The sequence below is a fragment of the uncultured Stenotrophomonas sp. genome (assembly GCF_913778665.1).
Lineage (GTDB): Bacteria > Pseudomonadota > Gammaproteobacteria > Xanthomonadales > Xanthomonadaceae > Stenotrophomonas.
In genome coordinates this window covers 253,644-265,540 of the sequence record NZ_CAJYVQ010000009.1, presented here as the reverse complement: position 1 = coordinate 265,540, position 11,897 = coordinate 253,644, and the positions used below count along the sequence as shown (strand labels likewise).

Genomic DNA, 11,897 nt, shown 5'->3' with positions numbered 1-11,897 from the left:
TTGCTTTACAAGGCGCGGAACAACGCGCGCAGGAACGCCTTTACTTCGTCACGGTACTCGGCGCTGATCCAGGTCACGACGATGATGCCCAGCACGATGGCCACCAGCATCACCACGGTCTTGTTCGACTTCATGCAACAGCCACTCCTGTAACGGCAGGCCCGGCCGGCGCCGCCACGGACGCCTGCAGCAGGCCACTGGGATCGGGCAACGGCTGCATCGCCGGCGGCTCGCTCCACACCGGTATCTCGTGATCGAGCGGGTGTTCGATGGCCGGCAGGCCGTTCCAGCCCGGGTCGAGGAAGTCGCGGCCCACGGCCACGATCTTGCGGAAGAATTCGTCGCCGCCCTGGATCAACCGCTCGCGCTCCTGCTGGGCACGGTGGAAGCCACGCTCCAGCGCCGCATCCAGCTCCGCGTCGATGGCGTCCAATGCCGGCCGTGCGGGTCGGGGGCCAAGCGCACGGCCCTGTGCATCGGCCTTTTCCAGCATGCCGGTACTGGCCTGCAGGTAATCGGCGGCCACCTGCTGCAGCGATCCGCAGCGGCGCGCATCCTGCAACTGCAACAGGTCCCACAACGCTTGCGGCAACGTGGTGGCCTTGCGGTCGGCCGGCGCCAGCGGCTTGGCGATGCGGATCGCCTCCAGCAACTGGGTGCGCGCCGCTTCGCGGTGTCCGGCCTGCAACTGGCACCAGCCGGCCATGCGCTGGCCCTCCAGTGCGAACATCGGGTGCGGAATGCTGGCCGCCGACGTCGAGGCCTGCAGGTAGGTCTGCGCGGCACGCTCGGGCTGCTTGGCGGCCAACCAGCAACCGGCCTCGCCGAACCAGCTCTGCATCACCAGTTCCGGCGCAGCCGGGTTTCCGCTCATGCGTGCGCCTTCGGCCGCACTGCGCGCCTGCCGGTAGCTGTTGATCGCCTGGCCGTGATCGCCGTGCTTCAACCATGCACCGGCCACCATCATCTGCACCACCGACTGCTGGTCCTGCCAGCCCTGCCGCTGCGCCAGCCCTTGTGCGCGCTCTGCGCGGGCAACGACCTGGGAGGGGCTGCCGCGTTCGAGCAGCAGCATCAGGTCGGCCAGCAGCTGCCGGTACAGCACTTCCGGGCCGCGACCGCCAGACTGCGCGGCGGTATCGCGGGCAATGCCGAACATGTCGACCGGCGCACTGACCACGCGCGCGATCCTGCCGTGCCGTTCCAGCAACGACTGCCAGCGCGGATCCTCCTCGGTATCCACCAGTACCAGACGCAGGCGCGGGCCAGGGCCGGCGGCCAGCGCGGCATCCAGCCAGCGCTCGAATCCTTCGCCGGGCACGCAGCGCTCCGGCTCCAGCACCGCCGCCAGCAGGCGCAGGTGTTCGCCGTGGTGATCGATGAAACTCTCCAGCACCTCGACCACGCCGTGGGAGCTGTCCGGATGCCCTTCATGCGGGCCGCGCCAGCCCAGCGGCACCTGCTGCGCGCGTAGATCCTCCTGGCTGGCCACATAGCGCTCCAGCAGATCCTGCTTGAGTTGCCGGCTGTAGCGGAAGCCGAGTTCGTAGGCGGTATCGATGCGCAGGAAGTAGTCCGGTGTATCGCGCCCGGCATCGTGGCGCTGCATCTCAAAGAACGCGGCCAGCAACCGACTGGCGGCGGCCGGCAAGCGCCAGACCAGCAGACGCCGGCTGCTGTCGGCGCTGGCCTCCAGCCAGGCATCGCGCAATGCGTTCAGGCCGCGCAGCATGGGGGTGTCCTGCATGGTGTGTCTCCCGTGCGGCTCAGCAGTTGAGCTTGATCTCGCTGCCATTGACCGAAACACCACCGGCATCGATCACCACTTCCGAACCACCGGCGGTGATCTTGATCGCGCTGTCGGTGATCTCGATGACCGATCCGCCGACCTTGCTGGTGAGCTTGACTGCAGATTCCAGGCTCATCGCACCGTCCGAGCCCTGGCTGTGGGTGCCACTGGCGTCCTGGCTGAAATTGCCGGTGACATCGATCACCCGCTCGCCGACGTTGCTGTCGTCCACCTTGCCCTGCACCTTGCGCTTGTCCTGGCCGGTGATGGTGACTTCGCGGGCGGCCTGCAGCGTTTCGGTGACCAGGCCACCCACGGTGCGGCTGGAGGTGGAGGTGACGGTCTCGGTCCAGGTGCCGGTGCGCTGGCTGGTGTAGTTGCCGGTCAGGGTGGTCTTGAAATCGCCGGTGATGGTCTCGGTGTAACCGGCGGCGGCAATCGTCTTGGTCTCGCCTGTCTCGTATTTTTCCGTGACCGCACCGGTGACGTTGGTGGTTCGGGTGCCAGTGACACCCAGCGTGTCGGTACCGGTCACGGTGATGCCGCGGTTGCCGCCGACACTGATGTTCTGGTTGGCGCCGACACCCAGGGTGTGGTTCACCGCCACCGTGGTCGACTTGTTGTTCTGGATGTCGGCGTTCTGGTCATTGAGCACGGTGGTGACCATGTCGCGCTGCGCGCGCATGTTCAGCAGCTCGCCACCGGCACCATCGTGCATGGTGATCTCGTTCCAGCCGGCGCCTTTGACCGTCTTCGACTTCAGGCCGCTCACTTCCATGCCGAACGGCGGCATGTTGTCTTCGTTGTAGACGCGCCCGGTGATGATCGGGCGATCCGGGTCACCATCGAGGAAATCGACGATCACCTCCTGGCCGACGCGGGGTGGCGACACGCCGCCCATGTCGGCGCCGGCCCACGGGCTGGCGCTGCGGATCCAGCACGAGGCGTTTTCGCGGCGGTCCAGCTGGCGATCCCAGTGGAACTGCACTTTCACCCGTCCATAGCGGTCGGCATGCAGCTCCTCACCCGGCGGGCCGACCACGGTGGCGGTCTGCGGGCCCGGCATGCGCGGCCACGGCGTGCGTCTCAGCGGGCGGTACGGAATGCGCCGGCGCAGTACTTCGGCCTGCATCTCCACACTGGGCGCTTCGGCGCTGCCGAAATCGGCGGCGAAATTGTTGTGGCCTTCGCGCTGCACACTGACCACGAAGAAGCTGCGGTCCGCATCGTCGCGGCCGATGAAATCGGGGTGTCGCTCCAGTTCGAAGCAGGCGCCGGCGTCGAGCTCACCGGCATTGCCGGCGCATTCGAACAGCTTGGTCGGCCAGGTCACCTCTTCATTGCGTACATTGGCCAGCGCGGTACCGATGCGGCTGTTGTTGAAGCGTGCGGCACCATCGTAGCGGTACTGCTCCAATGGCGGCAGCAGGCCCAGTGGCACCTGGTTCCCCTGATTGCCATCCAGCGCCTGGCTGGGCTGCTTGAAATCAAAACTGCGCAGGGTCTGCACGCTCGGCCCGACCCGGCGCCGCGCGCCCCAGCGGTGCAGGCCGGTACTGGCCAGCGTGCCCTGATCGGAGACGAAGGCAATCGGGCGTGGCTCGCCATGCACGGTGCTCAACGTGGAATCGTCGCTGATCACCATCGTGTGGCCTTCTTCATCGTGCACGAAGCTGTAGTACAGCCCGGCGTCCTCGAGCAGGCGGCTGACGAAGGCGTAGTCCGATTCGTTGTACTGCACGCAGTACGGCAACGGCGCCAGTTTGCCCGCGTTGAGGTCGTAACGGAATTTCGCCAGCTGCGCGTAGCCGGCGAACACCTCTTCGATGATCTGCAGCGCGGTGCGATCCTGGAAGATGCGGCAGTTGCAGGTGTAGTCGAGGAAGGCGAACCACGGTGCCAGTTCGGCACGGTAGGCGCTGAACTGTGCCTGCTGCCCGGTGCTGGCGAACTCGCGCACGTAGCCATGCACGCTGCGGTTACCGAATTCATCGCCCAGCTGCAGGCGCAGCGGCTGTCCGACCAGTTGCTTCAACTCCAACCGCGGCTGGATGGAGAGCAGTTCGATCTGATACGTGAACGGTGCGGACACCGATTCGGCGCCCGTGAAGCGCTTGACCAGGAAGGTTTCCGGATCCAAGGCAGTGTCGACCCGGATCAGGCGTCGGTCTTGGTGCAGACGCTGCAGGGCAGTGCCGGCGAGCAGTGATTCGGCGTACATCGGGCGTTCCGTCGTCCCATGTTGGTCGTGGCCCGACTTTGCCATTGACCTGTGCGAGGTGCCAGCTTTTTGACGCAAATAGCTCTGGATAAGGAGATGAATTCATTAAGAAAATTGAAGAGAGTGCGAAATCGATCACAATTGAACGCCGGTCAACCCGGTTGTTCAGACGCTCGCCTGCAAGGCACCATGTGCCTCCGCTTTCAAAAGGATGTGTATGCGCCCACTGTCTTTCTGCGCCCTGTTGGCCGCTTCCGCGCCAGTGCTCGCCGCCCCTTTGGCGCCCTTCCCGTTCACCCACCACGACTGGACCCTGGCCTGTGACAACACCCGTACCTGTCGCGCGGCCGGCTACCAGCAGGATGAAGGTGATGCGCCGCCAGTGTCGGTGCTGCTGACCCGCGCCGCCGGGCCGGGCCAGCGCGTCGACGCGCAGCTGCTGCTGGGCCAGTACGACGAGCAATCGCCGAGGCCCCCGGCGCAGGCGCAGCTGCAGATCAACGGCAAGGATCTGGGCCGGTTGCAGCTGCAGGACGGCGGCGCCACGCTTTCCGCCGCGCAGACCGATGCCCTGCTGGCCGCGCTGACGCGCAGCAGCCGCATCGAGGTCATCGGCAACGGCCAACAGCGTTGGACGCTGTCCGACCGCGGCGCCTCGGCGGTGCTGCTGAAGATGGACGAGTTCCAGGGCCGCCTCGGCACCACGGGCGCACTGATCCGCAAGGGAAGCACCAGCGAGGGCAAGGTGCTGCCGGCACTGCCGGTGCCGGTGGTGGTGCTGGCCAAGCTGGCACCCACGCGCGCCGGCGATGCCGCACTGGAGAAGTCATCTGCGCTGCGTGCTGCCTTGCGCAGCGCGACGCCGGGCGATGACTGCAGCGCGATCAGCGCCGAGGGCGATCCGATGATCAGCGAGCCGCAGGAACTGACCGTCACCCGCCTGTCGAAGGACAAGGTACTGGTGTCGACGCTGTGCTGGCGCGCCGCGTACAACGAGGGCTACGGCTTCTGGGTGGCCAACGACAAGGCGCCGTTCCAGCCCGTGCTGGTGACCACCTCCGGGACCGACAATGACGGCTCCACCATCAGCGCCTGGCAGAAGGGCCGCGGCCTCGGCGATTGCGGCTGGACCGCCGACTGGGGCTGGGATGGCAAGCGCTTCGTGCAGACCAGCGAAGCCACCTCCGGCCTGTGCCGGATGGTGACCGCCGGTGGCGCATGGGAAATGCCGACCATCGTCAGCAAGGTCCAACGCTAATCCTGACAGCTGCCTCGCGCATGCCAACGCGCGAGGCAGCGCAGCCGCTCACGCCGGCAGGCGATGTTCGATGATCAGCTGGATGGCGCTACCACCGCGATAGTCGTCGCAGGCCAGCCGATAGGCCAGATGCACGTGGCGGTCCGGCGCATTGCCGTGCCAGCCACCGAAATGGATCGCGTTGATCGTGCCGGGCACGCCCGGCAGGCGCAGTTCCAGTTTGAGGTGCCGCTCCTTCAGCACGCGCCAGTTGGCCACTTCGAAATGGCCGTCGAACAGCGGCTCCGGGAAGCCCTGCCCCCATGGACCGGCCAAGCGCAATGCATCGGCATGGCGATGATCGAGCTCGTACGCCGCCAGTTCGCCGTCGCTGAGCACCTGCTGCTGCAATGCCGCCGGATCGAGCATTTCCAGCACGACGGCGACGAAGGCGGCCTTGAAGTCATCGAGGTGATCAAGCCGCAGGCTGAGGCCGGCCGCCATGGCGTGGCCGCCAAAGCGTTCGATCAGGCCCGGATGGCGCGCATCCACCAGCGCCAGTGCGTCACGGATGTGCAGGCCGGGGATCGAGCGCGCCGAGCCGCGCAGGGTGTCGGCACCGGGTTCGGCCGGGGCAAAGGCGATCACCGGCCGATGCAGGCGGTCCTTCATTTTCGACGCGACCAGTCCGATCACGCCCGGGTGCCACTCGGCATCGAACAGGCAGGCCGCCACCGGCCGTTGCCCGGCCATCTCCAGCACCACGCGGGTCAGCGCCTGTTCGGCATCATCGGTCATCGACTGCTGCACGGCGCGACGCTCCGCATTGATCTGCTCCAGCGTCTGCGCGATCCCGCGCGCCTGCCGCGGATCTTCGGTCAACAGCAGCGCGATGCCCAGCGCCATGTCTTCCAGCCGCCCGGCGGCATTCAGGCGTGGGCCGAGCGCGAAGCCGATATCGGTGGCGGTCAGTCGCGCGGCGTCACGGCCGCTGGCTTCGATCAAAGCACGCAGGCCGACACAGCCCTGCCCTGCACGCAGGCGGCGCAGTCCCGCGCTGACCAGTGCGCGGTTGTTCGGGTCCAGCGCCACCAGGTCGGCGACGGTCCCGACCGCCACCAGGTCCAGCAGCGTGGTCAGGTCGGGGCCTTTGCCATCGGCGAAGGCACCGGCCTCACGCATCTGCCGGCGCAGTGCCATCAGCACGTAGAAGATCACGCCAACACCGGCCAGCGATTTGCTGGGGAAGGCGTCGCCCTCCAGATTCGGATCGACGATGACGTCGGCCGGCGGCAGCTGCGGTCCGGGCAGATGGTGGTCGGTGACCAGCACCTGCCAACCACGCGCCTTGGCTGCGGTGACGCCGGCGTGGCAGGCGATGCCGTGGTCGACGGTGACCAGCAGGTCCGGCTGCAGCGCGGCCAGTTCCTCCACCAGTGACGGCGACAGGCCGTAGCCATGCACCATGCGGTTTGGCACCGCGTGCAAGACATGCTGCGCGCCGAGCATGCGCAGGCCACGCACGCCGACTGCACAGGCGGTGGCGCCATCGCAGTCGAAATCACCGACCACCAGGATGCGCTTGTCGTTGGCGATGGCCTCGATCAGCAGACCCACGGCAGCATCGATGCCGGTCAGCAGCTCGGGGGCATGCAGATTGCCCAGTTTCGGCAGTGCCAGTTCCGGGGTATGCGCGCCGCGTGCGGCGTACAGGCGTGCCAGCAACGGCAGCGTACCGTCCGGCCAGGCACCGGGCACCACCGCATCGCGGCGGCGGATCAGCGGTGTATCGGAGGACGGCAGCACGGCATCGGCGGCAAGGGACATCGGCATCGCCGGTTACGAAAGACAGAGGGATGATACCGCGCGTGGAACAGGGTGGCGGGATTGCGCCCGGCACATGCGGTAGTGCCGGCCGCTGGCCGGCAAACCCGGCAAACATCGGGGTCAGGGCCATTCTCCGATGCAAAACGGATCCGACCCCGCTCGATCGAGGCCCCGCTCAATCGTGCAGCTGGCGCGGCTTCTTCCAGAACTGCCAGCGCTGGCCACGGTCAAGCTGGAACTGCACGCCATCCTCGAAATCGAGCACCAACCGCTGCAGCTCGCCACGCTTGAGCGCGGCCAGCAACGGCCGGATCGCATCATTGCCCAGCTGCTGCAGGGAGCGCAGCTGCCGCAGATCGACCAAGGCATCCACCGCCTGCTCGCCGTCGACGGCAACCCCTGCGGCCAGGGCCAGGCCCTGCAGCAGCGCATCGCGGCTGCGCACCTGCGCGTGCGGCGTACTGACCGATACCGGCATCACGCCACCGCCCCAGAACCACAGCGAGTTGATCGGCTGCTGGCCCTGCGCGGCACGTTGCTGATTCCAGGAATGGTTGTGCAGCAGCACCTGCGCTTCGGTCATCAGCGCGCGCCAGCGGCGACCGCCCTCGCCTTCGGGCAGGTGCGAGAACAGGTCATCGCCCAGCACTTCGTCCGGGCTGTCGAACGCCGGCAATGCAAGGTCGATCGGCAGTCGCAGGTACCAGCGCGAAGGATCAGGCGCATCCAGCACGAAGCCAGCCTCGGCAAACAACGGCTGCAGCACCGGCAGCAACGCCAGACTGTCGGCCAGAGTCGGCCGCAGCGTCTCGCCGTAGGCCATCATCCGCGCGCCATGCATGTCCGGCACCATGCAGGCCGGATCGGCGCGCAGCCAGCTGGCGCCAGCGGCGTCGCCGACGTCACGCTGGCGGGTCAGCGCAGCCACCGGCCAATGCGGCGTGGCGACCGTGAAATGACGCGTCAGCTGCGCGCGTTCGCCCGGCGCGACCTGCAGCGTCGCGGCACGGCCGAGCGCGCGTGCCACATCGTCCGGCAGCGCAGCCGCGGCAAAGCGGCTGCGTGCCGGCAACAGCAGGGTCGCCGTCGCCACGCGTCAGTCCACGTAGCTGACGCTGACGATTTCGTATTCGCGCTGGCCGGCCGGTGCGTCGATCACGATCGAATCGCCTTCCAGCTTGCCGATCATCGCGCGCGCCACCGGCGAGGAAATGGCGATGAGGCCCAGCTTGATGTCCGCTTCCAGGTCACCGACGATCTGGTACTTCTTCTCTTCGTCGGTTTCCACGTCGGCCAGGGTCACGCTGGCGCCGAACACCACCTTCGAGCCGGCGTTGAGCTTGCTCACGTCGATGATCTCGGCGTGCGACAGCTCGCCTTCCAGCTGCTTGATGCGGCCTTCGATGAACCCCTGCTCCTCGCGCGCGGCGTGGTACTCGGCATTCTCCTTCAGGTCGCCATGCTCACGCGCCTCAGCAATCGCGGCGATGACCTTCGGGCGCTTTACCGACTTCAGGTGATCCAGTTCGTCGCGCAGCTTCTGCGCGCCCTTCATGGTGATCGGGGCTCTCATGCATTCAACTCCTTGTGCAGCTCCTGCAGCGACCAGACGGGGCCGGTGCCGCGGAATTCCAGTGAATCCACCAGCGCCTTGGCGCCGGCAATGGTGGTCGAGTAGGTGACGCGGTGCTGCAGCGCTTCACGACGGATCGAGAACGAGTCGTTGATCGCCGCACGGCCTTCAGTGGTGTTGACGATGTAGACGATCTCGCCGTTCTTGATCGAATCGACGATGTGCGGACGTCCTTCCACCACCTTGTTAATGATTTCGCAGTCCATGCCGTGCTGCTGCAGCCATGCAGCGGTGCCACGGGTGGCGACCAGAGTGTAGCCACGCGCCAGCAGGGCCTTGGCGACCGGCAGCACGCGCTTCTTGTCTGGATCGCGCACCGAGACGAAGGCCTTGCCGACCGGCGGAGCCTTGATGCCACCGGCCTCCTGCGCACGCGCGAACGCGGCGTTGAAGGTGCGGCCCACGCCCATCACTTCACCGGTGGAGCGCATTTCCGGCCCAAGGATCGGATCGACGCCCTGGAACTTGGCGAACGGGAAGATCGCCTCCTTCACCGAGTAGTAGTCCGGCACGATTTCCTTGGTCGCACCCTGCTCGGCCAAGGTCTTGCCGGCCATGCAGCGCGCGGCGATCTTGGCCAGCGCCATGCCGGTGGCCTTGGAGACGAACGGCACGGTGCGCGAGGCACGCGGGTTCACTTCCAGCAGGTAGATGGTGTCATCGCCATCATCATTGGTCTGGATCGCGAACTGGGTGTTCATCAGCCCGACCACGTTCAGGGCCTTGGCCAGCTCCACCACCTGGCGACGCAGTTCGGCCTGGGTCTTGGCCGACAGCGAGTACGGCGGCAGCGAGCAGGACGAGTCACCCGAGTGCACGCCGGCTTCTTCGATGTGCTCCATCACGCCGCCGATCAGAACGTTGCCATCCTTGTCGGCGATGATGTCGACGTCGCACTCGACGGCGTTGTCGAGGAAGCGGTCCAGCAGCACCGGCGAATCGTTGGACACCTTCACCGCGTCGCGGACGTAGCGGGCCAGGTCGGACTCACCGTAGACGATTTCCATCGCGCGGCCACCCAGCACGTAGCTCGGGCGCACCACCAGCGGATAGCCGATCTCGCGGGCCAGCAGCAGGGCTTCCTGGTCGTTGCGGGCGATACGGTTCGGCGGCTGCTTCAGGCCCAGCGTGTCGACCAGCTGCTGGAAGCGCTCGCGGTCTTCGGCCAGGTCGATCGAATCCGGGCTGGTACCGATCACCGGCACGCCGTTGGCTTCCAGCGCGCGCGCCAGCTTCAACGGGGTCTGGCCGCCGTACTGCACGATCACGCCCTTCGGCTGTTCCAGTTCGACGATTTCCAGCACGTCTTCCAGGGTCAACGGCTCGAAGTACAGGCGGTCGGAGGTGTCGTAGTCGGTCGACACGGTTTCCGGGTTGCAGTTGACCATGATGGTTTCATAACCATCCTCGCGCAGCGCCAGCGCCGCGTGCACGCAGCAGTAGTCGAACTCGATACCCTGGCCGATGCGGTTCGGGCCACCGCCCAGGATCATGATCTTGTCGCGGTTGCTCGGCGCGGCCTCGCACTCGTCCTCGTAGGTCGAGTACAGGTAGGCGGTTCCGGTGGAGAACTCACCGGCGCACGAGTCCACGCGCTTGTAGACCGGGCGCACCTTGTGCGCACGGCGCAGCGCGCGGATGGCCGCCTCGTTGGTGCCGGCCAGCTGCGCCAGGCGGGCGTCGGAGAAACCGGCGCGCTTGAGCTTGCGCAGGCGCGCGGCGTCCAGCGCGTCGATGCCGCCGGCAGCGACTTCAGCTTCGGCCGCGATGATTTCCTCGATCTGGTCCAGGAACCAGTGGTCGATGAATGACAGCGCGTAGATCTCTTCCACGCTCATGCCGGCGCGGAACGCATCGGCGACGAAGAACAGGCGCTCCGGACCCGGTGCCTTCAGTTCGCGGCGCAGGGTCTGCAGGTCGTCTTCGTTGCCCAGGTCCAGGCCGGTCGGGTCGAAGCCGACCTTGCCGGTTTCCAGGCCGCGCAGGGCCTTCTGCGCCGACTCCTGGAAGGTACGGCCCATTGCCATCACCTCGCCCACCGACTTCATCTGGGTGGTCAGGCGCGCATCGGCGGCCGGGAACTTCTCGAAGGCGAAACGCGGGATCTTGGTGACGACGTAGTCGATGGACGGTTCGAACGACGCCGGGGTCAGGCCACCGGTGATCTCGTTCTTCAGCTCGTCCAGGGTGTAGCCCACGGCCAGCTTGGCGGCGACCTTGGCGATCGGGAAGCCGGTGGCCTTGGAGGCCAGTGCCGACGAACGCGACACGCGCGGGTTCATCTCGATGACGACCACACGGCCGGTCTTCGGGTTGATGCCGAACTGGACGTTCGAGCCACCGGTGTCGACGCCGATCTTGCGCAGCACGGCGATGGAGGCATCGCGCAGGCGCTGGTATTCCTTGTCGGTCAGGGTCTGCGCCGGGGCCACGGTGATCGAGTCACCGGTATGCACGCCCATCGGGTCCAGGTTCTCGATCGAGCAGACGATGATGCAGTTGTCCGCCGTATCGCGGACCACCTCCATCTCGAATTCCTTCCAGCCGAGCACCGACTCTTCCACCAGCACTTCGGTGGTCGGCGACAGTTCCAGGCCGCGGCTGACGATCTCGACCAGCTCTTCGCGGTTGTAGGCGATGCCGCCCCCGCTGCCGCCCAGGGTGAAGCTGGGGCGGATGATGGTCGGGTAGCCGACGCGGGTCTGGATCTCCAGCGCTTCGTCCAGGGTGTGAGCGACGGCGGCGGTCGGGCATTCCAGGCCGATCTCCCCCATGGCTACGCGGAACAGCTCGCGGTCTTCGGCCATGCGGATCGCTTCGCGCTTGGCGCCGATCAGCTCGACGTTGTACTTCTCCAGCACGCCGTGGTCAGCCAGGTCCAGCGCGCAGTTCAGCGCGGTCTGGCCACCCATGGTCGGCAGCAGCGCGTCGGGCTTTTCCTTGGCGATGATCTTCTCGACCGTCTGCCAGTTGATCGGCTCGATGTAGACGGCGTCGGCCATCTCCGGGTCGGTCATGATCGTGGCCGGGTTGGAATTGACCAGCACCACGCGGTAACCCTCGTCACGCAGGGCCTTGCAGGCCTGGGCCCCGGAGTAGTCGAACTCGCAGGCCTGGCCGATGACGATCGGGCCAGCACCGATGATGAGGATGGTCTTGAGGTCAGTGCGCTTGGGCATTTTCTTCTCTA

8 protein-coding genes are annotated in these 11,897 nt (G+C 66.6%); 1 reads left to right on the top strand and 7 read right to left on the bottom strand.

The window, feature by feature from the left end; genetic code table 11:
* Positions 1-5 precede the first annotated feature (5 nt).
* The 3 genes from QZ853_RS13570 to tssI are packed head-to-tail and all read right to left on the bottom strand — an operon-like array spanning position 6 to position 4,010.
* A complete protein-coding gene (locus tag QZ853_RS13570; RefSeq protein WP_006441023.1) occupies positions 6-134 on the bottom strand; it encodes a hypothetical protein in 129 nt (42 codons plus the stop codon).
* A complete protein-coding gene (locus QZ853_RS13565) occupies positions 131-1,747 on the bottom strand; it encodes a hypothetical protein (protein ID WP_295574131.1) in 1,617 nt (538 codons plus the stop codon). Before QZ853_RS13565 ends, QZ853_RS13570 begins: the two co-directional genes overlap by 4 nt.
* Before the next feature lie 19 nt (positions 1,748-1,766).
* Entirely contained in the window at positions 1,767-4,010 is a 2,244-nt protein-coding gene (tssI, locus tag QZ853_RS13560; RefSeq protein WP_295574129.1) for a type VI secretion system tip protein TssI/VgrG, read from the bottom strand.
* A 217-nt stretch (positions 4,011-4,227) separates the two neighbouring features.
* Between tssI and QZ853_RS13555 the strand changes: the two genes are divergently transcribed.
* Positions 4,228-5,268: a DUF1176 domain-containing protein gene (locus tag QZ853_RS13555; RefSeq protein ID WP_295574126.1), complete on the top strand. Its 1,041-nt coding sequence runs from the start codon at positions 4,228-4,230 to the stop codon at positions 5,266-5,268.
* 48 nt (positions 5,269-5,316) lie between these two features.
* Here QZ853_RS13555 and recJ read toward each other — a convergent pair whose 3' ends face one another.
* From recJ to carB, 4 genes are all read right to left on the bottom strand, one after another.
* Positions 5,317-7,074, bottom strand: coding sequence for a single-stranded-DNA-specific exonuclease RecJ (gene recJ / locus QZ853_RS13550; protein WP_295574123.1), 1,758 nt, complete (start codon positions 7,072-7,074; stop codon positions 5,317-5,319).
* 175 nt (positions 7,075-7,249) lie between these two features.
* Complete coding sequence (locus tag QZ853_RS13545) at positions 7,250-8,167, bottom strand: phosphoglycerate mutase (RefSeq protein ID WP_295574121.1); 918 nt, start codon at positions 8,165-8,167, stop codon at positions 7,250-7,252.
* Positions 8,168-8,170: 3 nt separating this feature from the next.
* A complete protein-coding gene (greA, locus tag QZ853_RS13540; protein WP_026347191.1) occupies positions 8,171-8,635 on the bottom strand; it encodes a transcription elongation factor GreA in 465 nt (154 codons plus the stop codon).
* A gap of 8 nt (positions 8,636-8,643) precedes the next feature.
* Positions 8,644-11,886, bottom strand: coding sequence for a carbamoyl-phosphate synthase large subunit (gene carB / locus QZ853_RS13535; protein ID WP_295574118.1), 3,243 nt, complete (start codon positions 11,884-11,886; stop codon positions 8,644-8,646).
* Positions 11,887-11,897: the final 11 nt, after the last annotated feature.